Origin of the sequence: Pseudomonas sp. TJI-51 (genome assembly GCF_000190455.2) — a bacterium.
Classification (GTDB): domain Bacteria; phylum Pseudomonadota; class Gammaproteobacteria; order Pseudomonadales; family Pseudomonadaceae; genus Aquipseudomonas; species Aquipseudomonas juntendi.
The window spans coordinates 1-24325 of sequence record NZ_AEWE02000057.1; the positions used below are offsets into that span (position 1 = coordinate 1).

A 24325-nucleotide genomic window follows, 5' to 3' on the forward strand; every position below is an offset into this window, starting at 1 on the left:
GGCTTGCCGGCGATAGGGCCGGTGAATTTTCGCAGCGTTCTGACTCAGTGGACCGCCACCTCCTGCCGCCCTGCCCAGCCCTGGCTGCGTGCCCGGTACTGCCGCGGTGCAATGGCGAACAACTCACGAAAGCGCCGGTAGAAATGCGGGAAGCTGACAAACCCGCTGGCCACCGCCACTTCGGTCAACGACTTGTTGGTGTGTTGCAACAGCTGCCGCGCATGGGTCAGGCGCAGCTCCAGGTAATACCGTGGCGGCGTGGCCTGCACATGGCGGTGGAACAAGCGTTCCAGGTGCCGGCGGGACAACTCCGCATGTTCAGCGATCTCGTCGATACCGATCGGGTCTTCGATATTGGCATGCATCAGCTCCAGCGCCAGGCGCACGCCGTGAGGCATGCCAGGGTCAATGTCCGCCACGCCGGCCGCAGTGTCATTTGCCACCCGCGAACGGTCGCACGCCAGCATCTGTTCCACGGCCCGCCGCGACGCCACCCCACCCGCCTGCTCAAGCATGGCCAGCATCATGTCCAGCGCGCTGCAGGTACCTGCGCAGCTCATGCGCCTGCGGTCCAGCACATGGGCCTGGCGGCTGATCCGCACCTTGGGGTAGAGCTCGTTCATCATCGCCCGGCCATCAGGGTGAAAGGCGCAGTTTGGCACGCAACTGGGGGGCAGCTTGCAGGCGCACGCGTAAACCGCCGCACACCAGCAGGCAACCCAGGCCTTGCACCTGCAAATCGCTTAGCTGGGTGTTGACCGGCAAGGCAATGCCCAGGTCGCTCATCACCTGCGGCCCCTCGCCCACCACCTCGACCTGGAACAACGGCGTGGCGCTCATCAGGTTGGCGGTCACCAGGCTGTCCATTGCAGCGGTGAAGGCCATCATCGAGAAGTGTTCACGCAGAACGAAGGCCACCCGCTGGCAGGGCATTGGCAATGAAGTGCGAAAGCCGGGCTCCAGATGGGCCAGGTTGGTGTTCTTGAGGATGCTTTCGAAGTGGCTCATGGCTATTAACTCAACAGCGAGAATCGCATTGGCTGCTTCGCGGGCGAGCCCGCGAAAAAGCCAACGCTGATGGATCAGGTTACTTACCGGCCTGGGCCGCTGCATCACGCGAGGCTTGCAGCCACTGGTCAAACTGCTGACGGTGGGCGGCAACCCATTCCTTGGCATGGCGGGTAATCAATCGGGTCACCACGCAGAACTTCCTGTCGATGGAGCCGGGTGTGCGCCCTGACATCTACATCACCAAGCTGGGCAAGGTGCAGGCTGGCTACAGCTCGCACCCGCTCAACCATGACGTGATCTACCCGGTGTGCACCCCACAGTACCTGGCCCGGCACCCCGAAGTGCAGACGCTGCAAGGCTTGCGCGATGGCACCCTGCTCAACCTCAGCCCTTATGGGCGTTCGCAGGTGGCCGAACATGTCGACTGGAACGTCTGGCTGGCCTTCCACGACGTTGACCTGAAAAGCCGCGCCAATACCGCACCGCACTTCTTCAACGCCAACGACTACAACCTGCTGGTGCAACTGGCCCTTGGCAACCAGGGCGTGGCGCTGGGCTGGCACCACCTGGTGGCACAACTGGTGGCCCAGGGGCTGCTGGTGCGCCCGGTGCAAGAGGAGTTGGTGCTCAAGGACACCTTCCACTTCCTGGCCTTCAACGAAGACAAGAAACATGAGCCCAGTTGCCTGCGCTTGCGCGACTGGTTGCTCGAAGAGTTCCAGCCGTTGCTGGAATCACTGGGCAGCAGCTGAGCCGCTGTTTCACAGGCGCGCAACGGCCGGCACTGCCCACCCGCTCACTGCGGTAACAGCTTGCAACCAGTCCAGCCCACCATTGAGGCACTTTCCTCACACGCCCGCCCCGGCATCTGTTAAAAAGCCCACATGCCCACCCTCTTCCTCTCCCACCTACGCCGCCGCTGGCTGACCTGGTTGCGTGCCACATTGCTGGTGATCGGCCTGCCCAGCAGTTGCGCGGTGCTTCAGCACAAAGAGCGCGAACTGGTGTTCCGCATCGAACCTGGGCAGGCCAGCTGGTTCCGTGGCCTGCCCAGCGGTGTGCAGGAGCTTGACCTGCGGCCGCGCAGTTTCGCTGCCAATCAGAGCCTGCACGCCTGGTGGTGGCCTGCCAGGCGCGCCAATGCCCCGGCCATCCTCTACCTGCATGGGGTGCGCTGGAACCTGACCGGGCAGTTGTTCCGCATCGAGCAGTTGCATGCCATGGGCTACTCGGTGCTGGCCGTGGACTACCGCGGCTTTGGCCAGAGCCGCGGCGGGCTGCCCTCCGAGGCCACTGTCTATGAAGACGCGCACATCGCCTGGGAGCGCTTCGCTCAGTTGCAACCCGACGCGGGCAAACGGCTGATCTTCGGCCATTCGCTGGGCGGTGCGGTGGCCGTGGAACTGGCCCGCGCGCTGGCAGCCGAAGCACGCCAGGGCGGTGCCGCGGCCCCGGCGCGTGGGTTGATACTGGAATCGACATTCACCTCGTTGGGCGATGTCGCCGCTGCGGTAGCCAATACGTCACTGCCGGTGCGTTGGTTGCTGTCGCAGAAGTTCGACTCGCTGGGCAAGATCCAGGATATCGGCTTGCCCGTGCTGCTCGTGCACGGGCTGGATGACCGCTTCGTGCCAGCGCGTTTCAGCCAGCAGCTGTACGAGGCGGCCCGGCAGCCCAAGACCCTGCTGCTGGTACCGGGGGCCAGCCACAACAACAGCATGAGCCTGGCCGGGCCGCGTTATCGGCAAGCGATCCAGGCGCTGCTCTGAAAGCGTTACTGGCCGCTCCTACCAGGGCCAATGCAACAACCAAAGTCACTGTACGGGCAGGAAGTTCATCAGCAGCAGGCTCTGTGCATAGTTCAGCCCGATCCGCCGATACCGCTCATCCAGCAACTCTGCCAGCAAATCCAGGCGCGCCACGATCTTCCCGAACTCCACGGCGAAACTCAGATTGCTGCCCTCTTCGGAAATCTCGTTGGAAAACAGCAGCAACACGCCATTGGCATCTTGCCGCTGGCTCAACATCCAGGTGGCCTTTTCGATATTGCGCGCGGCGTTGTTGATGAACAGCGGGTCGATCGTGTCGGTCATGTAGAACTCGGTGCGCCCGCCGTGAGCGGTGATCAGCATGCTGCCGATGGCATAGATGAAGGCGCCGACGCGGTCACCGCGAAACTCCGGGCTCAACGCGTAACTCAAGGCTGCCAGGTCGCGACGGTTGCCCAACTGCGCCAGCGGCTGGCGGTGTTCGATGGCCTTGCGGATCTGCCGCTCGGCAGTGGCGGCGTCGACGTACCCCGACATCTTCAATTGGTTGGGGTTGCGCAGGTACAGCTTGTTCATCAGCAGGTACAGGCTTTGCAGGTTGTCGCGCATCGACAGCGTGGCCAGGCGGTCGACACTGGTCTGGAACAGTTCGCTGGGCTTGCCGTCAGCAAACTGGTCGAGCATGTCGCGGCCCTGTTCCTGGGTGCAGGCACACAGGCAGGTGAGCACGCCTGCCAGCAGCACGCGGGGAATCAGATGAGGGTAGCTTGCAACCATCGGCACCGGGTCGATATTCGGCGGCCGCATCGGGGATTGATGTGGCCTGGCCAAGCATAGAGCGCGGAAATGGCAAAAAGTGCAGTGTAAAGGCCGCCGCAGGCCCGGCGGCGTACCCTCACATGGCGTGGCGCAGCTTCTCCACCATCTGCGCGTGCAGCGCCGGGTCGCCACAGGCCACTACACAGCCGCCGTGCTGCGCCGAACTGCCATCCCAGGCGCTGATCACCCCACCCGCCCCTTCGATGATCGGCATCAGCGCCTGTACGTCATAGGGTTGCAAGCTGGCCTCCACGATCACATCGACGAACCCCGACGCCAGCATGCAGTAGGCATAGCAATCGCCGCCGTAGCGCATCAGCCGCGCCTGCCCGGCTACCGCCTCGAACGCGGCCTTGCGCTCGGCTGTGTCGAACATGTCGGGGGTGGTGCACATCAGCGTGGCCGTAGCCAGGTCGGCGCAGGCGCGGGTACGCAAGGGTGTAGCGTTGCGCCAGGCCCCCTCGGGCGTGCCAATGAAACGCTCGCCGGTAAAGGGCTGGTTCATCACCCCCAGTACCGGGCGGGTACCGTCGTTCAGCGCAATCAACGTTCCCCACAATGGCAGGCCAGTGATGAAGGCACGGGTGCCGTCGATGGGGTCGAGCACCCAGGTCAGCGGGCTGCTGCCCACCGCCACCCCGGCCTCTTCGCCAAGAATGCCGTGGTCCGGGTAACGCGCCTGGATCAACGCGCGCATCGCATCCTCGGCCGCCTTGTCGGCCACCGTCACCGGGTCGTACAGGCGCCCCCCCTTGTCCTCGACGTCCAGGCTGGCACGAAAGTACGGCTTGATGGCCAGTGCAGCGGCGTCGGCCAGTTGCTCGGCGAATGTACGCAACTCACCAATCTGTGGGGCACTCAGGGACATTGGGAACAGGCCTCGTGACAGTTATGAAGATCGGCATGATACCTGACAACCTGTATTGCACCAGCCGCGTGCGCAACGTGCCTGGCCGATGCTGCTTCATCCATGAATCCCAGGGAGTTGCAGGGGCTTTAAAGTTAATGCATCTGGTAATGATTCGTAGTAGCCTTAATTCTTTTCGTCCCCCTTCTCTAGCGCCCTACTTCAGGATCGTCCCGTCGATGCGTCGCACGTTCGTTTCGCTTTGTGTGCTTCATGCTGTCTCCCCAATGGCCCTCGCCGAGCCCGAACCGCTCAGCGACCCGGCCCAGATCGAACTTCAGGCCCTGAGCATCACTGGCACAGCCGACAGCGAACGGGCTGATGGCCCAGTGCTCGGCTACAAGGCCAACCGTTCCGCCAGTGCCACCCGCACCGACACCGCGCTGCACGAAACACCGCAGTCGGTCAGCGTGGTGCCCAAGGCGGTGCTGCAAGACACCGGTGCCACGCGCCTGCAAGACGGCCTGGACTATGCCGGTGGCGTCGGCCGGGCCAACAACTTCGGTGGCCAGGGCCTTACCACCTTCACCGTGCGCGGCTTTACCACCGGCGAGTTCTACCGTAACGGTTTCCCGATCAACCGTGGTTACCCCAACGCACCAGACGCCAATACCGTCGAGCGGCTGGAGGTGATCCGCGGCCCGGCCAGCAGCCTGTACGGCCGTGGCGACCCCGGCGGCACCTTCAACGTGGTCAGCAAGCAGCCGCTACCAGAACCCAAGGTCACCCTGGGCAGCCAGTTCGACGACCAGGGCATGCACCGCGCTACCCTCGACGCCGCCGGCCCGCTGAACCAGGACGGCTCGCTGGCCTACCGCCTGAACCTGCTTGGCGAGGGCGGCGACAGTTTCCGTGATGATGTGCAAAGCGAGCGTTATGACGTGGCGCCAGTGCTCAGCTGGCAGGTCAACGACACGACCAAGGTCGTGTTCGAAGGCGACTTCATGCGCAACAACCACCCGCTGGACCGCGGCCTGACCCGCTACGCCACCCAGCGTGGCAGCGCCTCGCGCGACACCTATATCTGGGAAAAAGGCAGCGATAACCTGCTGCACAACGACAACAACATGGCGCAGGTGCGTTTCGAGCACCTGCTCAATGACAACTGGACGCTGGCGGGCGGGTTCCAGTTCCTCGATGGCTCACTCAAGGGCAATGCGGTCGAAGCCAACGGCGCGCCGCTGGATGGGCGAACGCTGGAGCGTAACTTCAACTACCGCAAGCTGGAGTGGACCGATCGCGACTGGCAGCTGAACCTGACCGGGTACTTCGACACCGGCGGCTTCAGCCACACCTTGCTGACAGGGGTGGAGTACGAGAACTATGACTACAACTCGATCATCCAGCGGTCCTCTGCGGTGGCGGGCACCTACCCCATCGACATCTACGACCCGGTGCTTGGCCAGCCACGGCCGGCGCTGACCCGCACCACGACCTGGGACAAGGAAAACCTGCAGACCTGGGCCTTCTTCATCCAGGACCAAGTGGCCCTGACCGAGCGATTGAAGGCTTTGGCAGGGGTACGCTTCGAGCGCTTCGAGCATGACTACGACAACAAGCTGGACAATGCCGGTGATTTCAGCAAAGGCGAAAACGGTGCTACGCCCCGGATTGGCCTGGTCTATGACCTCACCGACACGGTCGCCGTCTACGCCAACACCGCGCGCTCTTTCAAACCCAACACGGGAACCCCGGCCAGCGGCGGGGGCTTCGACCCGGAAAAGGGCAAGTCCTACGAACTGGGCGTGAAATGGGAAGCGCTCGACCGCCAGCTGAGTGTCGACGCAGCGGTCTACCACATCGTCAAGGAAAACGTGTTGACCCGCGACCCGGTGGACCCGAACTACAGCGTGGCCGCCGGCGAAGTGCGCAGCCGGGGCCTGGATATCAACGTTGCTGGCAATGTCACCCCCGAGTGGCGCGTCATTGGCGGCTACGCCTATGTGGATGCCGAAGTGACCAAGGACAACCGCCTGCCAACCGGCACGCGACTGGCCAATATCCCGCGCAACAGTTTCAGCCTGCTCAACACCTATGAGTTCCAGGACGGTGTCGCCAAGGGGCTTGGCTTGGGGCTTGGGGTGAAATACGTGGATGACCGCAACGGCCAGACCGAGGCGACCACCTACACCATGGAGCAATACACGGTGGTTGATCTGCTGACCTTCTACCAGGTCAACGACCATATACGCCTGAACCTGGATGTGAAGAACCTGTTCAACAAGGCGTATGACGAAGGCGCATTCAACCTGTATGCCTACCCGGGTGCGCCGCGTACGGTACAGGCTGGCGTCGCGTACACCTTCTGAACGGCTGGGGCTGCAGAAGCAGCCCTACCTGTCAGAAACCTTTGCTGTAGAACAGCGAATACGACTCGATGCCGTCGTTGGGCTGCTTGATCCCGGCGTTGGAATAATGGATCGCACGCAGCCCGACCTTCTGCTCCCCTGGCAGTTTCAGGCCAAGGCCGATACGGTCCTCGAAGTTGAACGAAGAACCCAGGCGCTGGTCGCCTACATCGGTCTTGGAGAACGCAGCCAGGCCGATGCCCGCTTCGATGTACGGGGTGTAGGTGAAACCGCTGAATTCATAGGTGAACACCGGGCTGAACGACAGCGAATGGGCGCCACTGGCGTCGCCGCCCTCCCAGTAGGTGTAGCCGGCGTCCCAGTAACCGCTGACATAGCCGATGTCGCTTTGCAGCCACTTCTTGTCCCAGTCGAACGACATACCAATGCGATAGGTCATGTCGCCCTGGCTGGTAACGCCCACGGCGCCGGACACCTGCGCGGCCTGGGCCGTGCCAGCGCCGGCAAGTGCCAGCGCGGCAACGGCCAGCGATGCTGCGAGACGGGTTTTCATCTACGACTCTCCTGATGGTCTACACGGCAAGCGGGGGCTGTAGCCCCTCGATTAATTGGCGACCGGTAGATCCCGACCGGTCACACGAGGTAATACTTTTCTGATTATTGTCCGATAATCAGAAAGTTGGAAGTAAATTGCCATTATTGCTCATACACCGTTGCGGTGTGAGGCGCTACCACAGCGCGAGCGCCGTACAGACGTGCGGACTAGACGTAGACTAGTAGTAGTAAATCATTGGTTTGCGTTCTTTTCTTCAAGCAGTTTCACGAACATGCTCAAGCTGCGTGATACCGTGCCACGGCGCCACACCAGCCAGGTTTTCAGGTAGCGGAAGTCTTCCGACATGGGCCAGGCACTGACCGTGCTGCAGCCCGGCATGTTGTCGAGCATGCTGCGCGGCAGCATGGCCAGGCCGGCCCCGGCACTGACGCAGGCGAGCATGCCGTGGTACGACTCCATTTCATGGATCTTGCCGGGAACCGCCTGGTCCTGGACGAACCAGTTTTCGAAGTGATGCCGGTACGAACAGTTGGCCCGGAACGCGTAGATGTTTTCGCCGTTGACGTCCCGGGCGCGGGTCACCGGGGCATGATTGAGCGGTGCGATGACCATCATCTCTTCCTCGAACACCGGTATGCCCTCCAGCGTGGGGTGCAACACCGGGCCATCGACGAACGCAGCCACCAGGCGGCCAGACAACACCCCCTCGAGCATGGTCCCTGAAGGGCCGGTGGACAGGTCCAGGTCCACCTTGGGGTAGCGCTGGTTGTAGGCCGCCAGCAAGGCCGGGATGCGCACGGCTGCGGTGCTTTCCAGCGAGCCCAGGGCGAAGGTGCCCTGCGGGTCTTCACCGGCCACGGTCAGGCGGGCCTCGTGAACCAGGTCGAGAATGCGCCGGGTGTATTCCAGGAAGTTCCAACCCGCGGGTGACAGGCGCAAGCGGCTTTTCTCGCGGATGAACAGTTCCACACCCAGGTCTTCTTCCAGCTGCTTGATGCGCGTGGTCAGGTTGGAAGGCACCCGATGGATATGCTGCGCGGCAGCGCTGATGCTGCCCTGCTCTGCCACGGCCTTGAAGATCTCCAGTTGCACCAGGTCCACAGCCTTTCTCCAAACGTGAATGTTTCGCTCATTATTATTCAGTTTTCATTAAAGCCATAGCCCACTAGTCTGGCTCCACTGTTCAATAACGACGAGAGTGCCCTGCCATGAGTGCGATCAGCAGCCTGACCCACGCCATCTCCCTCGATCCGTACACCGGCGAGCAGATCGGCGCCTACCCGTTCGACACCGACGCCGCACTGGAAGCGGCGCTGCAGCGTGCTAAGGCCGGCTACCGCCAGTGGCGCCAAGTGTCGCTGGGTCAGCGCAGCGAGTACCTGCTCGCCTTGGCCAGCACCCTTGAAGCCAAGGCCGAGGCCTTCGCGCAGATGATCAGCCGTGAAATCGGCAAGCCCATCGCCCAGGCCCGCGGCGAAGTCGCCAAGTGCGTTGGCCTGTGCCGCTGGTATGCCGAGCATGGCCCCGCGATGCTGGCCGCCGAGCCTACCCAGGTCGAAAAGGCCCGCATCGAATACCGTCCGCTGGGCCCGATCCTGGCGGTGATGCCTTGGAACTTCCCGGTCTGGCAGGTACTGCGCGGCGCCGTGCCGGCGATCCTGGCCGGCAATACCTACGTGCTCAAGCACGCGCCGAACGTAATGGGCAGCGCCTACCTGCTGGGCGAACTGTTCAAGGATGCCGGCCTGCCGCAAGGCGTTTTCGAAGTGTTGAACGTGACCCCGGAGGGTGTCACCCGCGCCATCAACGACCCGCGCATTGCCGCGGTGACCCTGACCGGTAGCGTGCGTGCCGGCATGGCGATCGGTGCCCAGGCCGGTGCCGCACTGAAAAAATGCGTGCTCGAACTCGGCGGTTCCGACCCGTTCATCGTCCTGGCTGACGCCGACCTGGACGCCGCCGTCCAGGCAGCCGTCATCGGTCGCTACCAGAACACCGGCCAGGTCTGCGCAGCGGCCAAGCGCATGATCGTGGAAGCAAGCATTGCCGACGCGTTTACCCGCAAGTTCGTCGAGGCAACCCGGCAGCTGAACATGGGCAACCCGCTGCAGGAAGACACTTACATCGGCCCCATGGCCCGCTACGACCTGCGCGACGAGCTGGATGGCCAGGTACAGGCGACGCTGGCCGAGGGTGCCACCCTGCTGCTGGGCGGCCACAAGGTCGAAGGCGTTGCCAACTTCTATGCCCCGACCGTGTTCGCCAACGTGACCCCGGACATGACAGCATTCAAGCAAGAGCTGTTCGGCCCGGTGGCGGCGATCATCACGGCCCGTGACGCCGAGCATGCCGTGGAGCTGGCCAACGACAGCGAGTTCGGCCTGGCGGCGACCATCTACACCGCCGACTATGCGCTGGCCGAGCGCATGACTGCCGCGCTGGATACCGGCGGCGTGTTCATCAATGGTTACTGCGCATCCGACCCCCGCGTGGCGTTCGGCGGCGTGAAGAAAAGCGGCTTCGGGCGCGAGCTGTCGCACTTCGGTGTGCGGGAGTTCACCAATGCCCAGACCGTGTGGCTGGACCGGAACTGAGCTCAGTCAGGCGGGGGCTGCGTTGCAGCCTCTGCCAACCTCAATCGCGCACCTGGTCCTTGACCCAGTCCAGCATCCCCCCCGGCACGATCAGCTCATGCCGCGCCCGTGAACAGGCGGTATACAAACCTGCCAGCAGGCGCGCCCGTTCATTGCGGTTACCGGCCACCTGCGGCGTGACCATCAGCTCGGGCGACACCATCACCCGGGCAAACTCCATGTTCTTCACATCCCTTACCCGCCCGAGGAACAGCTTTGGCGCCTTGGTCCAGCGGTAACGGCTCTTGGCCTGGGCAAAGTGCTGCGGGGTGTAGCCCTTGCGCAGCAGGTTGGCCACCGCGACGAATGCCTTGTCCTCACCCTTGTCCTGCTCCAGCGCCTGCCAGCTGGCATAGCGGAACAGCATCGGGTGACGAGGCCGGGTGCCATGGCGGTACAGCTCGATGCAATCCTCCACGAACAGTTCGAAGTCCTTGCGCGCGCTTTGCAGCAGCACGAACGGCACACCCTGGTGCGTCAGGCGCTGGAACCAGCCAAACAGCCCCCACTCGTCATCGACGATCAACGCGGTGGGCTGTTCCGGCACCGTGACCGCATCGAAGAAGCTGACCCGGGTGTAGTGCTCGGCGCTCCCACTGAAGGCCGCCTGGATCGATGCCGGGTGCGCCTGTATCAGCGGGTTGAGCACGTTGTCCATCGCCGGCCCTGCGCGCAGCGAGTGGTCGATGCAGCGCTGGCGGATGAAGCTGCCATGGTGCGCACTGAGTCCGTTCAGGTTCTGCAGTTCGTCACCGAGGGCGATGACCGCTTGCGGGCTGCGGTCAAGTACGGCAAGCATCGGTGCCGACAACTCGTGCGCCTCGTCGACGATGACGTGGGTGTAGCCGCTGTCAATCACCAGGCCGGTCAGCGCCAGCAGCTTGACCCGATGGTAGTCGCGTACCGGCAACTGGATTTCCCGCGCTGACGGGCGAATCAGCTCCTGCCAGTACAGCCGTGCCTTTTCCAGCAACACTTCCTGGTCCAGTGGCGATGTGCCCGGCCCGGCCCAGGGCACATGGTGCAACTGCACCTGCGCGTCGGCACTGTGGCAAAACGCCCGCACCGCGCGGATGCACAAGGCGACCACATCGCGCGCGGCAAGCGGGCCAATGTCGGGTATGGCCAGCCAGCGCACCACCTGCGCCTCTTGCGGGCGCCACGAGCGCTTGGTGCGGTAAGGGTCGCGCAGGCGCCAGCCGTTGCTGGTGAGGTCGCGGTTCAACAGCTCGTCGGCCAACTGACCGAAGGTCAGCGCGGTGTAGGCAGCGGCATCCTTGACCCGCGCCCGCAGCGCACGCAACTGGCCCTCGGTCAAGGCCAGCAACAAGGTGCGCTGCGGCTCCAGCAACCGGGCGAACTGGTGGATCAGAAAGGTCTTGCCGGTACCGGCAAAGCCCTGCACGGCGACCGATTCGTCGATACCCCCCAGAAATTCACGCAACAGCCGGTTCTGCTGGTCGCTGAGCATCAGGTCGCTGGCCAGCGCCGGCAGGTGCACGGGGTGCAGCGGCGTGGCGCGCTGGCGATAGCGGTCGGCGAACTGGAAATTCCACTGCCCCTCGTCGTCCTGCAGTTCATCTGCGCTGTACGCCACTTCGCCACTGAGTAGCGCAATGCCGTTTTCGCCCAGCATGCCCAGGCCCATGGCGAAGGCTTCACGGTCGAAGTGCTGCGCCACCTGCCCCTGGAAGCGCCCAGGCGCGGCACGTTCAACGTCGTTGGCGATCCGCACGATCTCGGCAAACCGGCGTTCCTGAGCATCGGCCGAGGCAGTCGCCGGCTGGCGAGGCAGGTTTTGCACGAACAACACCGCAGCGGCCTGGAGCAGGCTGGCGCTGCTGAAGAAGTCGGTAAGGGGAACACTGGCGAGGCTGTCAGCCTGGTCACTGGGCAAAGGCAGGTAGAACATCGGCACCTCGGGTCGAAACAGGCTGGCACGATAGCAATTTTCGGCGCCGGCTGCTGCACTTGCGGGCCGGCGGTTCAGCGCTTGACGCGCTTGAGTGTCTCGCTCGGAAATTCCTTGAACAATTGCCGGTAACTCTCTGAAAACCTTCCCAAATGCCAGAACGACCAACGCATCGCCACTTCCGCCACGGTCACGCCACCGCCCCGCAACAGATCGCGCCGCGCCCCATTGAGCCGGCGCAACCGCAACCAGTGCGCGGGCGGCATGCCGGTGTAGGCCTTGAAGGCCTGCTGCAACTGGCGCAGCGACACGCCTGCCACCGCCGCCAGTTCCATCAGGTTCAAGGTTTCTTCCGGGCAGTCAGCCGCCCACTCGCTGACCCGGTGCATGATCGCCCGCTCCTCGTCCCGCCGGCCCATGGCCATGCCCTGCAAGCGCTGGCAGGCATTGTCGAGGATGAACAGGCAGTCCTCCAGCAACTGCTCCGCCAACGCCTGCCCCTGCAACGGGCACCCAGCCTCGCCCAGGCGGGTCAGGGTGGCACTGAGCCAACTGCCGAACAACGCATTCTGGCCACTGCCCAGCGGCACCATGAACAAACCGTCGAGCCTGCGAGGGTCCAGGCCGTGGCTGGCGAGAAACGCCTGGTCGAACACGACGGCCACTTCCTGGTAATTCTCTGGCGTGATCCAGATGTTGCGGCTCTGTTCATTGAGCAGGTAAAGGCTGTTCTCGCTCTGGTCGAAGCAGAACGCCAGTGACCCGCTCGGCGCCCGGAAGAACTGCTCTACCCGGGTGTTGAGGCGTTCTTCGTAGACTTGCACGCCGTCAAGCCCCAGGCAGCGCAACTGGCCGCTGAAATGGCCCGGCGACATCTGCCGGTACTGCTGCTGCCAACCGGGGGTGATGCGAACCTGCTCGGACACATCCGAGGTGTGGAAAGCTTGTACCTGCAAGGCGTTGGGCGTTGTCACGCTTTGTCCTGATTGCACTCTTTTGGTGCATTGAATGCCGAAGAAAGTGGATAGATGGCGATGGGCTGCCGAGCCCAAGATAGCCTCCAGCGTGTCACCTGGGAAGCGCGATGCCCTTGAAGCTGTGCAACGGCTTTGGCGGGTGCAACGGCTCCCACATAAAAAAACCAACCAAGAGGTCTGTATGAACGCCCCCTTCGATCAGCTCTCCACCTGGCTGAAAGAACACCGGATCACCGAAGTAGAATGCGTGATCAGCGACCTGACCGGCATCGCCCGCGGCAAAATCGCACCGACCGCCAAGTTCCTTCACGAACGTGGCATGCGCTTGCCCGAGAGCGTGCTGCTGCAAACGGTCACCGGCGACTACGTTGACGACGATATCTATTACAACCTGCTCGATGCGGCTGACATCGACATGGTCTGCCGCCCCGACCCGAGCGCTGTGTACCAGATCCCGTGGGCCATCGAACCTACCGCGATCGTGATCCACGATACCTTCGACAAGCAAGGCAACCCCATCGAGCTGTCGCCGCGCAACGTGTTGAAGAAAGTGCTGAAGCTTTACGCTGACAAGGGCTGGCAACCCATTGTCGCGCCAGAGATGGAGTTCTACCTGACCAAGCGCTGCGAAGACCCGGACCTGCCGCTGCAAGTGCCACTGGGGCGTTCCGGCCGGGCCGAAAGCGGCCGGCAGTCGTTCTCGATCGATGCCGCCAACGAATTCGACCCGCTGTTCGAGGACGTGTATGACTGGTGTGAAATCCAGGGCCTGGACCTGGACACGCTGATCCACGAAGACGGCCCGGCGCAGATGGAGATCAACTTCCGCCACGGCGACGCGCTGGACCTGGCCGACCAGATCACCGTGTTCAAGCGCACCATGCGTGAGGCTGCGCTCAAGCACAACGTGGCTGCGACGTTCATGGCCAAGCCGATCACCGACGAGCCGGGCAGTGCCATGCACCTGCACCAGAGCGTGGTCGACATCGCCACCGGCAAGCCGATCTTCGCCAATGACGACGGCAGCATGAGCCCGTTGTTCCTGCACCACATCGGTGGGTTGCAGAAGTACATCCCCAAGCTGCTGCCGATGTTCGCCCCCAACGTCAATTCGTTCCGCCGCTTCCTGCCGGACACCTCGGCACCGGTCAACGTCGAGTGGGGTGAAGAAAACCGCACCGCCGGTTTGCGCGTCCCCACCTCCAGCCCGGAAGCGATGCGCGTGGAAAACCGCCTGCCCGGCGCGGATGCCAACCCTTACCTGGCGATCGCTGCCAGCCTGCTGTGCGGCTACCTGGGCATGGTCGAGCAGATCGACCCGAGCGCCCCGGTGCAGGGCCGCGCCTACGAGCGGCGCAACCTGCGCCTGCCCATCACCATCGAAGATGCGCTGCAGCACATGGAAGACTGCGAGACCGTGCAGCAGTACCTGGGCAAGCAGTTCGTGCAGGGTTACGTGGCGGTCAAACGGGCCGAGCACGAGAACTACAAGCGCGTGATCAGCTCGTGGGAGCGCGAGTTCCTGATGCTGAGCGTCTGAGCCGCCCTGGGGGCTGTGCAGCCCCCACCACACCTGAACTCGTAGAACAAAACCAACGAGGTGTTCCCATGCGTCATCTGCAAGCCCTGATCCCCGCGGCATTCACCCTGCTGTTCGCCACCACCAGCCACGCCACACCCACTGTAAGCGTGTACAACTGGACCGACTACATCGGTGACACCACCCTGGCCGACTTCCAGGCCAGCAGCGGCATCAAGGTGGTTTATGACGTGTTCGACTCCAACGAAACCCTTGAAGGCAAGCTGCTGGCGGGGCGCACCGGCTACGACGTGGTAGTGCCCTCCAACCATTTTCTGGCCCGCCAGGCCCAGGCCGGTGCATTCTTGTCGCTGGACCGCAGCAAACTGCCGAACTGGAAGCACCTGGACCCCAAGCTGCTCAAGCAGCTTGAGCAGAACGACCCGGGCAACCAGTATGCGGTGCCCTACCTGTGGGGCACCAATGGCATCGGCTATAACGTGGAAAAGGTCAAGGCTGCATTGGGCGTAGACCGCATCGATTCCTGGGCGGTGCTGTTCGAGCCCGAGAACCTGAAAAAGCTCAAGCAGTGCGGCGTGGCCTTCATGGACTCGCCCGATGAACTGTTCCCCGCCGTGCTCAACTACCTGGGCATGGACCCGCGTAGCGAACAGCCTGCCGACTACGCCAAGGCCGAGGCACGCTTGCTCGAGCTGCGCCCGTACATCACCTATTTCCACTCCTCCAAGTATGTTTCCGACCTTGCCAACGGGAATATCTGCGTAGCGTTCGGTTATTCCGGTGACGTGTTCCAGGCGGCCAACCGCGCCGTGGAAGCGAAGAACGGCGTGAAGGTCGCCTACAGCATTCCCAAGGAAGGCAGCAACCTGTGGTTCGACCTGCTGGCCATTCCGAAGGATGCGAACAACCCGGAGCAGGCGCTGGCCTTCATCAACTACCTGCTCGACCCCAAGGTGATCGCCAAGGTCAGCGCCACGGTCGGCTATGCCAACGCCAACCCGGACGCCAAGGCCTACATGGATGCCGCGCTGGTGGACAACCCCGAGATCTACCCCCCGCAGGAGGTACTGGACAAGCTGTACATTTCCAGTACCCCCAGCCCGAAGATCATGCGCGTCATGACCCGCTCCTGGAGCAAGATCAAGTCCAACCGCTGAGCCGAGACCCTCTATGTCATTCAATACCCAACACACCGCTTCGTACTATGCAGCCACTGCGCGCGATGCGGCCCCCTACCCCAGCCTCGACGCTGACCTGAGCGCTGATGTGTGTGTGGTCGGGGGTGGGCTGACCGGGGTCAATACGGCGCTGGAGCTGGCCGAGCGTGGTTTGTCGGTGGTGCTGCTGGAGGGGCGGCGCATCGGCTGGGGTGCCAGTGGCCGCAACGGCGGCCAGCTGATTCGCGGCATTGGCCATGATGTCAGCGGTTTTGCCCGGCATGTCGGCCAGGATGGCGTGCGCTACCTCAAGCAGGCCGGCATCGACTCGGTGGCGCTGGTCGCCGCGCGCATCGCCCGCTACAGCATTGCCTGTGACCTGCGCTGGGGCTTTTGCGAACTGGCCAACACGCCCGCGCAGTTCGACGCCTTCAAGGATGAACTGCAAGACCTGGCAGCGCTAGGTTACCGCCACGAAACACGGCTGGTCGCAAGCGGGCAGTTGCACGAGATCGTCGCCAGCGACCGGTACGCCGGCGGCCTGGTGGACATGGGTTCAGGGCACCTGCACCCGCTCGACCTGGTTCAGGGCGAGGCCCGCGCCGCCCATACCCTGGGCGTGCGCATTTTCGAGCAAAGCCCGGTGCTGCGTATCGAGCATGGGCCCAGCGTTACCGTGCATACCGCCAACGGCAGCGTGCGCGCGGGCCGCCTGGTGCTGGGCTGCAACGCCCACCTGGACGACCTGGAACCGCGGCTGAGTGGCAAGGTGCTGCCGGCCGGCAGTTACGTGGTGGCCACCGAACCGCTGCCCGAAACACTGGCGAGCCGCTTGATCCCGCAGAACATGGCACTGTGCGACCAGAAAGTCGGCCTGGATTACTACCGCCTCACCGCGGATCGCCGCCTGTTGTTCGGCGGCGCCTGCCACTATTCCGGCCGCGACCCCAAGGACATCGCCGGCTATATGCGGCCGAAGGTGCTGAAGGTATTCCCGCAACTGGCCGATGTGCGCATCGACTACCAGTGGGGTGGCATGATCGGCATCACCGCCAACCGCTTTCCCCAGGTCGGGCGCTTGAGCCAACACCCCAACGTGTATTACGCCCAGGGCTATTCCGGGCACGGGCTGAACGTGACTCACTGGACAGCCAAGCTGCTGGCGGAAAGCATCGCCCTGGGCCACAGCCACGGCCTGGATGTGTTCAGTGCAGTGCCGCATCTGACCTTCCCCGGTGGCAAGGCACTGCACTCGCCACTGCTGGCGCTGGGGATGTTGTGGTACCGGTTACGTGAGGTGTTGGGCTAGCAATGTGTGGGTGTTATTTGGCAAAAGATATGCATCGCCTGGGAGATTGAGCGCCGCCCGCGCGGCGCTCAATCTCCCAGGCGCTGCACATCTTGTGTCAAACACGCGTCAGCCCTCATACGATCCCTACGGGAGCTGGGCTTGAACGGCGATGAACTGCAAAGCAGCCCCCTACCCCCCGCATTAGCTCAACATTCGACGAATGCAACCGCCAGGCCGCCGCGCGAGGTTTCCTTGTAGTTGGCATGCATGTCCGCCCCGGTATCACGCAAGGTGCGGATTACCCGGTCGAGCGAAATGAAATGCTCGCCATCGCCCCGCAGTGCCATTTGCACCGCATTGATCGCTTTCACGGCAGCGATGGCATTGCGTTCGATGCACGGCACTTGCACCAGGCCACCGACCGGGTCGCAGGTCAGCCCAAGGTTGTGTTCCAGGGCAATTTCGGCAGCGTTTTCCAGTTGCGCCGGTGTCGCGCCCAGCACCTGGGCCAGGCCGGCGGCCGCCATCGAGCAGGCAGACCCGACCTCCCCCTGGCAGCCGACCTCGGCGCCGGAAATGGAGGCGTTCTTTTTGCACAGGATGCCAACCGCAGCCGCGGCAAGCAGGAAGTCCACGACATCCGCGTCGCAGGCACCAGGGTTGAACTTCATGTAGTAGTGCAGTACCGCCGGGATGATACCAGCTGCACCGTTGGTAGGCGCAGTGACCATGCGCCCGCCAGCGGCGTTCTCTTCGTTGACCGCCAGGGCGTACAGGTTGACCCACTCCATGGCGCCGAGCGTCGACCCGATCACATTAGGCTTGCCCAGTTCCTGCAAGCTACGGTGCAGCCGCGCCGCACGGCGTTTGACGTGCAAACCGCCGGGCAGAATGCCCTCGTTGCGCAGGCCGTTGTCCACGCACTCGCGCATCGCGGCCCAAATGCGCAGCAGGCCGTCGCGCACCTCGGCTTCCGGGCGCCAGGCGCACTCGTTGGCCATCATCAATTGCGCCACACTCAGGCCGTGGGCCTGGCACAGCTTCAGCAACTGGTCACCACTGCCGAACTCGTAGGGCAGCACGGCGGCGTTCTCTGCAGTTTTCGGCGCATCGACTTCGGCCTGTTCGACGATGAACCCACCGCCTACCGAATAATAGGTCTGGCACAACAGGCTATTTTGCCCGTGCATGGCTTCTACGCGCATGGCGTTGGGGTGGTACGGCAGGTTTTCGTCGAGCAGCAGCATGTCTTGCGCATACTCGAACGCCACGGGGTGGCTGCCGTCCAGCATCAGGCAGTGTTCCTGCAGCACCTGACCGATGCGCGATTCGATGGTGGCCGGGTCGATACGGTCTGGCCATTGCCCCATCAAGCCCAACAGGCAGGCACGGTCGGTGGCATGACCAACGCCGGTCGCCGACAGCGAGCCATACAGGCGCACTTCAACGCGCGTCACCCGCCCCAGCAAGCCCTGCTCGCGCAGGGCCTGGGCAAAGGTCGCAGCCGCGCGCATCGGGCCGACGGTGTGGGAGCTGGACGGGCCGATGCCGATTTTGAAAAGGTCGAAAACACTGATAGCCATACTAATGCCTGACCATGCGCTGATAGGTAGCCAGTGCACGGGTATCTGGAGAAATTGGGCGCTGCTGCGATTTTGCGCGATACTGACGCTGTGCGATTGAAATGACCAACGAAACTTCCTAAGCAAGGCTTTAGCAGGACTAAACGATGCGACGCCAACTCAACGGCCAGATGTTTGTTTGGCTGCACGTTTTTGCCTGCGCCGCCAGGCACCTGTCCTTTACCCGCTGTGCAGAGGAACTGCACATCACCCCCGGGGCGGTCAGCCAACAGATGCGCCAGCTGGAGGAGCGCCTGGGTTACCGGCTGTTTCTGCGCCGGGCACGGGGCGTGGAACTGAGCGCCGAAGGCCAGCGACTGGCGCAGACCGTGACCGACGCCTACGGCAGCATCGAGGCAGAGCTGCTACGCCTGGATGCCGGCGAGATTCGTGGCACGTTGCGGGTGCGCTCCATCCCCTCGTTCCTGGCCAAGTGGCTGACGCCGCGCTTGCCGCGTTTCCAGCAGCGCTACCCGGACATCGAACTGCGCCTGGTGGCCGAAGACAGTGCCCAGGCCTTGACCCCGGGCGACTTCGACCTGGCCATCGACCTCAACGATGGCAGCTACCCGGGCATGCTCTCCACGCCGCTGCTGGACGAGCAGATCTTTCCCGTATGCGCGCCCTCACTGCTGCGTGGGCGCCCCCCGCTGCACGGGCCGGCCGACCTGGTGCACTACCCGCTGCTGCACGACATCACCGCCTGGCGTGGCAGTTCGGAATATGCCGAATGGGAGTTCTACCTGGACGGGATCGGCGCCACGGGGTTGGACGTACGCCGCGGGCACACCTTCAACCGCAACCACCTGACCATCGAAGCGGCGATTGCCGGTATCGGTGTCGCCATTGCCCGGCGCACGCTACTCAACGATGAACTGGAACGCGGCGCGCTGATCGTGCCGTTTGGCGTACCGATCGCCAACCACAAACGCTACGTGGTGCATTACCCGCCCGGCGGGTTGACCCAGCCGGGCGCGCGGGCGGTACATGACTGGCTGGTGGAAGAAGCACGGGGGTTTCGCGAATTGCACCCGTTGAATACCGCATGAGCCCTGTTCTGCAACCTGCCGTATGACAATCAATAGGCCTGTTTACCGGTGAACGCATTCAACGTGCGTACCAGAATCACGAAATCCAGCCACAACGACCAGTTGTTGATGTACTCGATGTCGGAGTCCACCCGCTGGATCATCTGTTCGATGTCCTTGGTCTCGCCACGGAACCCGCGCACCTGGGCCAGGCCAGTCATGCCCGGCTTGATGTTGTGGCGAGCGAAGTAATCCACGATGTCCTGGGAATACAAAGTGTCGTGCTGCAAGGCATGCGGCCGTGGCCCGACCAGCGACATTTCGCCGGTCAGCACATTGAACAGCTGCGGCAGTTCATCGAGGCTGGTACGGCGGATGAAGGCCCCTACCCGGGTCAACCGCGGGTCGTTCTTCTGGGCTTGCTGCACCACACCGCCTTCGGGCTGGTGCACATGCATGCTTCTGAATTTCCAGATACGAAACGCCTCACCCGTCCAGCCGGTACGCTCCTGGCGGAAAAACACCGGGCCGCGGCTGTCGAGCTTGATGGCCAGGGCAACGGCCAGCAATACCGGCGACGCACACAGCAGGATCAGCGCGGCCAGCACCCGGTCCTCGAGGTTTTTCAGGAACAGGCTCATGCCTGTGAGCGGGGTTTCCGACAAGGTCAGCACCGGAATGCCGGCAATTTCCCGCACGCTGTGGTTGATCAGGCGCAACGAGAAGATATCCGGTACCCAGTTCACCGCGATGCACTTGTCGAGCAGCTTGAAGTACACGTCGTTGATCACTTCCGAGCCGCCCAGCGGGGTCACCAGGTAGACGGTACGGATGCCGTGGCGGGCGACCAGCTCGTCAAGCTCGGCAATATGCCCGAGCACCGGCAGGCGCTGCTTGCCCTCCGCGCCCTCGCCTGCTTGCGGTTCAACCTTGTCGACCAGTACACACCCTAGCACCCGCTCGCCAAACCACGGGTTGCTGCTGATTTTCTGGTAAAGGAAGTTGGCCAGGTCACCATTGCCAATGATCAGGGCATTGTCCAGGCGTGCATGTGCGGTGAAGCGTTTTTGCAGCTCACGCACGGCGAAGTGCAGGAACAACTGGGCGAAGTAACCGATGACGAACAGCTGGCCAACCAGCAGCCGGGAGTAGGTTTCGCTCTGTTTGGTCAGGAATGCCATGACCACCAGAAAGCAGAACGTGGCCGACCAGGCCTTGAACAGGCGAAAGGCCTTGATCGAAAGCCCGACGTTGGTACGGTAGATCGCGTAATGATCATAGATGACCGCCAGTGCGCCGATCAGCAACAGCAGCATGATCACGTAATCGGAGGTGATGTAGCCGAACTGGTCATAGATCAGGTACCAGGCGATACCCGTCACGGCAATGCCGTCGAGGCCGGCCTGGATGGCGTTGCTGACACTGCTTCGGCGCTGGAGTAAGGAACGACTGCTTCTGGGTTCGAAAACCATTTCAGACCTCATCAATTGGAGCGTGGCAAGTGCCTTACAGCCAACAACCAGTCTTGAATCACAGCCCTGCAGCGCCGCACGCGGCGAAGCGCGCAGCGTCCAAACCATTGATATCACTGTAGCAGCCAGCTGCCACAGGCGGGCCCGGAATACGTGCTGCCACAGCTTTTGGCCGATTCACAGCGTGCGCCTGGCCGCAGCGCTCGCCCGCCGATACAGCAACGTGCGCAGCAGAAACAGCGGGTTGCCCACCACGTAGCGCATGAACAGGCGCCTGGGCTCACGGCACAGCCGATACAACCACTCGCCGCCAACCGCTCGCAGCCAGCCGGGGGCGCGGCTGACCTTGCCGCCCAGAAAGTCCAGGATCGCCCCACCACACACGATCAGGCAGGGGCCGCTGATGCCGGCCAACTGTGCGGCGACCGCTTCCTGCTTGGGCATGCCCATGCCCAGCACGATCAGTTCGGGTTGATGCTCGCGCGCCAGTTGCAAGTAGGTATCGACAGTGGCAAAGCCGTCGTGAACCGACACCGGCGCCACGCCGAAGGTGTCGGCGCAGTGCTGCACCGCCTGGCGCAGATAGGGTTGCCGCGTGCCCCAGAAGGCCACCTTGCGCCCCCGGTAGGTCGCCAGCAGCCTGGGAATGAAATCGGTACCGTTCATGTTCAGGCCAGGCTCCAGGCCCAGGCGGCGGTAAAGGATCGCCATGCCGGAGCCATCGCGCAGCAACACATCGGCTGCCGACAGTGCCTGGCAATAACCCCCGTCGCGCACCACCAGGTTCATTGCGTGGGCATTGACGAACCCCAGCACCGTCGCTTCGTTCGGGGTTGTAAGGTGCTCGAGCAGGCGCTGCACGGCGTTTTCGTCGGCGACCACATGCAGCTGCCCGACCAGGCGCCCCCAGCGTTGCTGCCATTGCCGCTGGCTCATCAGTCGTCATCCCGTTTCGAGCGCACCCATTCGACCTGGCGCTTGATCAGAAAGCCCAGGTAGAGGGGGATTTTCCTGGCTGCGTAGAACGGTGCGTACAGCAACACCGAGAACGGTATCAGCTCCCGACAGAAGCGCGCCCAGGCCACCACCACTGCCACGCCGAGCAACCCCAGCCCCAGCAGGGCGAACCCTGCAGGTGCCGCCAGCCCGGTTACCAGGTAAACCAGCCAGGTCAGCAGGTTGAACCCCAGCAGCGCCAACACCAGCAACGCCAAGGGTGATACCACCAGGTCCAGGGTCATCGCCGCGAGGGCACCATTGCGCTGGGTGATGGCAGCCAGCGCCCGCTTGGGCCCATCGGTCAGCATCAACCCCAGGTGGCCGTGCTCCCAACGCGTACGCTGGCTGTTGAGGCCTTGCGGGCTGAGCGGGAACTGGCTGGTCACCAAGGCTTCGGGGCAGAACAGCGGTGGCTTGCCTTGCTGGCAAAGATCCAGCCCGAGTTTCACATCCTCGACCAGATGGCCGTTGGCCAGGTTGACCTGGCGCAGGTCGTGCCAGCCGAAGGCCATGCCGGCGCCCATCAACTGGCAAGGCAAGCCCAACCGCGCCCAGCCACGCGGGCGAACCAGGTTCTTCACCCGCCAGGCAAATTCGGCGACCTGCACTTTCAGCCCGGCACCTGCAGGTGCCCGCATCAGGTACAGCGCCTGCACCGGGCGCGCCGTTTCACGGCAACGCCGAGCCAGGATATCGATGGCGCCCTCGCCGACGTGGCAGTCGGCATCTACCACGATCACCACCTCAGGGGGCTGGCGCGCCAGATGGCGCACGCCGAAGTCCAGGGCATAGCCTTTGCCGCGCAACTGGGCGTCATACCGCTCCACCACTTCGGCCCCCGCTTCGCGGGCCAGCTGCGCCGTGGTGTCGGAACAGTTGTCGGCCACTACCAGCAAGCGGTCACCCTCGAGCAGTTGCGGCACGATGCTCGCCAGGCTGGCCTGGATGATCGAGGCCTCGTTGTGCGCCGGCACCAGCACCGCAAGCGTTGGCCGCGCCGTGGTGCACGGTGGCGGCCTGCGTGCGGGCAGGCAAGCCAGCAATACCTGCAGCGAAAACACCAACACCGGCACCAGGACGATGACCGTCAGCAGGCCCAGCAACCACGCTAATACACTTATCATGCGAATGCCTTGAAGTAGCCGGCCAGCCTGGCCGCCTCGGTGTCGATGTCGTGCCGTTGCAGTACCCGTTCGTAGGCCGCCTGGCCCATGCGCTGCAACACCTCGGCAGGTTGCGCCAGGCACTCGGCCATGGCCGCTGCCAGCTCGTCCACCGCGCCTGCGGGGAACAGCCAGCCGTTCTCGCCGGGCCTGACCAGTTCCGGGATCCCGGCAACAAACGTGGTCAGCACCGGGCGGCGCAAGGCCATGGCCTCCATGATCACCACCGGCAGGCCCTCGGCAAAGCTGGGCAATACCAGAGCGCGGGCAGCGAGGATCTCGTCGCGCACCTGTGCACTGCTGATCCAGCCAGTAATGCGTACGTGCTGCTGCAGGCCGTGGCGGGCAATCAAGGCCTCGATCTGCTCGCGCATTTCACCGTCACCGGCCAGCACCAGCTCAAAAGCCTGCGACTGGGCCGCCAGCCGGCGCGCGGCCTCCAGCAGCAACAACTGGCCTTTCTGCTCACACAGGCGCCCAACGCACACCAGGCGTGGCGCCGCGGGCGCCTCTACCGCAGGCACCGCATGGAACGCGCGCTCCAGCCCACAATGCACCACCTTGACCTTGGCCCAGTGCTCGTGGGCCACCCAGCGCAGCAGTTGGCTGCGCCCATACGAGCTGACCGCCGCGACAAAAGCGGCGCGCCGGACCTTTTCCCCCAGGTGCAGGAACTGCGGCTTGTCGAACTCTTCGGGGCCGTGCACGGTGAAACTGTAGGCGGGCCCGCCCAGCATGTTGGCCAGCATGACCACTTCGGTAGAGTTGGTGCCAAAGTGCGCGTGCACATGCTGCGCCTGCCCTGCCTGCAGCCACTGCAGCACCTGGCAGGCTTCGGCCAGATACACCAGGTGATAGGGCCAGGCGCGGTCCGCCCGGCGGCCAAGCCGCAGTGCCAGCCACAGCGCCCGGCCAAAGCGCCGCGGCTGCGCGCGCAATACCTGCCACATGGGCCGCAACAGCTGTTTCAGCCCGCCTTGCAGCACGTAGCGGGTCTTGCCCCGCTCGGCCACGTCCTCGGCATCCTGCACCTCGGCGTCCCAACCCCGCAGTGCCAGGCGCTGCACCTCTACCCCTTGGCGCTCCAGCGCCAGGATCTCGCGGCGGATAAAACTGTGGCTGACCTTCGGGTACTGATTGATGAAATAAGCAATGCGCAT

At 63.6% G+C, this 24325-nt stretch carries 18 protein-coding genes and 3 pseudogenes; 8 read left to right on the plus strand and 13 right to left on the minus strand.

Annotated elements, in window-relative coordinates:
* Window positions 1-44: 44 nt before the first annotated feature.
* Both G1E_RS13175 and proX read right to left on the minus strand, forming a co-directional pair.
* Window positions 45-1008: pseudogene (locus G1E_RS13175) on the minus strand (GlxA family transcriptional regulator).
* A gap of 79 nt (window positions 1009-1087) precedes the next feature.
* Window positions 1088-1186: pseudogene (proX, locus tag G1E_RS28315) on the minus strand (proline/glycine betaine ABC transporter substrate-binding protein ProX); the annotation flags it as partial.
* Between proX and G1E_RS13180 the strand changes: the two are divergent.
* A pseudogene (locus G1E_RS13180) lies at window positions 1185-1763 on the plus strand (LysR substrate-binding domain-containing protein); the annotation flags it as partial. The pseudogenes proX and G1E_RS13180 overlap by 2 nt on opposite strands.
* Window positions 1764-1895: 132 nt before the next feature.
* Window positions 1896-2780, plus strand: coding sequence for an alpha/beta hydrolase (locus tag G1E_RS13185; protein ID WP_047149878.1), 885 nt, complete (start codon window positions 1896-1898; stop codon window positions 2778-2780).
* 45 nt (window positions 2781-2825) lie between these two features.
* Here the strand turns inward: G1E_RS13185 and G1E_RS13190 are convergent, their stop codons facing one another.
* Window positions 2826-3587, minus strand: coding sequence for a hypothetical protein (locus G1E_RS13190; RefSeq protein WP_009682764.1), 762 nt, complete (start codon window positions 3585-3587; stop codon window positions 2826-2828).
* Between the two features lie 88 nt (window positions 3588-3675).
* Window positions 3676-4467: a histidinol-phosphatase gene (hisN, locus tag G1E_RS13195; RefSeq protein ID WP_009682763.1), complete on the minus strand. Its 792-nt coding sequence runs from the start codon at window positions 4465-4467 to the stop codon at window positions 3676-3678.
* 218 nt (window positions 4468-4685) lie between these two features.
* Here hisN and G1E_RS13200 point away from each other — a divergent pair, with 218 nt between their 5' ends.
* On the plus strand, window positions 4686-6815 hold the full coding sequence (locus tag G1E_RS13200; RefSeq protein WP_009682762.1) for a TonB-dependent siderophore receptor: 2130 nt from the start codon (window positions 4686-4688) through the stop codon (window positions 6813-6815).
* Between the two features lie 31 nt (window positions 6816-6846).
* Here the strand turns inward: G1E_RS13200 and G1E_RS13205 are convergent, their stop codons facing one another.
* Window positions 6847-7368, minus strand: a complete 522-nt coding sequence (locus G1E_RS13205; protein WP_009682761.1) for an acyloxyacyl hydrolase — start codon at window positions 7366-7368, stop codon at window positions 6847-6849.
* A 234-nt stretch (window positions 7369-7602) separates the two neighbouring features.
* Window positions 7603-8472 (minus strand): LysR family transcriptional regulator, encoded by an 870-nt coding sequence (locus G1E_RS13210; protein WP_009682760.1) that lies wholly within the window; start codon window positions 8470-8472, stop codon window positions 7603-7605.
* Between the two features lie 107 nt (window positions 8473-8579).
* Here G1E_RS13210 and G1E_RS13215 point away from each other — a divergent pair, with 107 nt between their 5' ends.
* Window positions 8580-9965, plus strand: coding sequence for an aldehyde dehydrogenase family protein (locus tag G1E_RS13215; protein ID WP_009682759.1), 1386 nt, complete (start codon window positions 8580-8582; stop codon window positions 9963-9965).
* A gap of 40 nt (window positions 9966-10005) precedes the next feature.
* On the opposite strand, the gene G1E_RS13220 is transcribed toward G1E_RS13215, so the two are convergent.
* Both G1E_RS13220 and G1E_RS13225 read right to left on the minus strand, forming a co-directional pair.
* A complete protein-coding gene (locus G1E_RS13220; RefSeq protein WP_009682758.1) occupies window positions 10006-11916 on the minus strand; it encodes an AAA family ATPase in 1911 nt (636 codons plus the stop codon).
* Window positions 11917-11990: 74 nt separating this feature from the next.
* Window positions 11991-12890 carry a helix-turn-helix domain-containing protein gene (locus G1E_RS13225; RefSeq protein WP_009682757.1) on the minus strand — a complete coding sequence of 300 codons (900 nt, stop codon included), beginning with the start codon at window positions 12888-12890 and terminating at the stop codon, window positions 11991-11993.
* Window positions 12891-13074: 184 nt separating this feature from the next.
* Here G1E_RS13225 and G1E_RS13230 point away from each other — a divergent pair, with 184 nt between their 5' ends.
* From G1E_RS13230 to G1E_RS13240, 3 genes are all read left to right on the plus strand, one after another.
* On the plus strand, window positions 13075-14433 hold the full coding sequence (locus G1E_RS13230; RefSeq protein ID WP_009682756.1) for a glutamine synthetase family protein: 1359 nt from the start codon (window positions 13075-13077) through the stop codon (window positions 14431-14433).
* Between the two features lie 68 nt (window positions 14434-14501).
* Complete coding sequence (locus tag G1E_RS13235; RefSeq protein WP_009682755.1) at window positions 14502-15590, plus strand: polyamine ABC transporter substrate-binding protein; 1089 nt, start codon at window positions 14502-14504, stop codon at window positions 15588-15590.
* Between the two features lie 13 nt (window positions 15591-15603).
* Window positions 15604-16899, plus strand: a complete 1296-nt coding sequence (locus G1E_RS13240) for an FAD-binding oxidoreductase (protein ID WP_009682754.1) — start codon at window positions 15604-15606, stop codon at window positions 16897-16899.
* Window positions 16900-17087: 188 nt separating this feature from the next.
* Here G1E_RS13240 and G1E_RS13245 read toward each other — a convergent pair whose 3' ends face one another.
* Window positions 17088-18464: an L-serine ammonia-lyase gene (locus G1E_RS13245; RefSeq protein ID WP_009682753.1), complete on the minus strand. Its 1377-nt coding sequence runs from the start codon at window positions 18462-18464 to the stop codon at window positions 17088-17090.
* A gap of 146 nt (window positions 18465-18610) precedes the next feature.
* Here G1E_RS13245 and G1E_RS13250 point away from each other — a divergent pair, with 146 nt between their 5' ends.
* On the plus strand, window positions 18611-19552 hold the full coding sequence (locus tag G1E_RS13250) for a LysR substrate-binding domain-containing protein (protein WP_009682752.1): 942 nt from the start codon (window positions 18611-18613) through the stop codon (window positions 19550-19552).
* Between the two features lie 29 nt (window positions 19553-19581).
* Here G1E_RS13250 and G1E_RS13255 read toward each other — a convergent pair whose 3' ends face one another.
* From G1E_RS13255 to G1E_RS13270, 4 genes are all read right to left on the minus strand, one after another.
* On the minus strand, window positions 19582-21003 hold the full coding sequence (locus tag G1E_RS13255) for an undecaprenyl-phosphate glucose phosphotransferase (protein WP_009682751.1): 1422 nt from the start codon (window positions 21001-21003) through the stop codon (window positions 19582-19584).
* A 177-nt stretch (window positions 21004-21180) separates the two neighbouring features.
* Window positions 21181-21939 carry a WecB/TagA/CpsF family glycosyltransferase gene (locus G1E_RS13260; RefSeq protein WP_009682750.1) on the minus strand — a complete coding sequence of 253 codons (759 nt, stop codon included), beginning with the start codon at window positions 21937-21939 and terminating at the stop codon, window positions 21181-21183.
* Window positions 21939-23126 carry a glycosyltransferase family 2 protein gene (locus G1E_RS13265; protein ID WP_033690386.1) on the minus strand — a complete coding sequence of 396 codons (1188 nt, stop codon included), beginning with the start codon at window positions 23124-23126 and terminating at the stop codon, window positions 21939-21941. The genes G1E_RS13260 and G1E_RS13265 overlap by 1 nt, the downstream gene beginning before the upstream one ends.
* Window positions 23123-24325 carry a glycosyltransferase family 4 protein gene (locus G1E_RS13270; protein ID WP_009682748.1) on the minus strand — a complete coding sequence of 401 codons (1203 nt, stop codon included), beginning with the start codon at window positions 24323-24325 and terminating at the stop codon, window positions 23123-23125. Before G1E_RS13270 ends, G1E_RS13265 begins: the two co-directional genes overlap by 4 nt.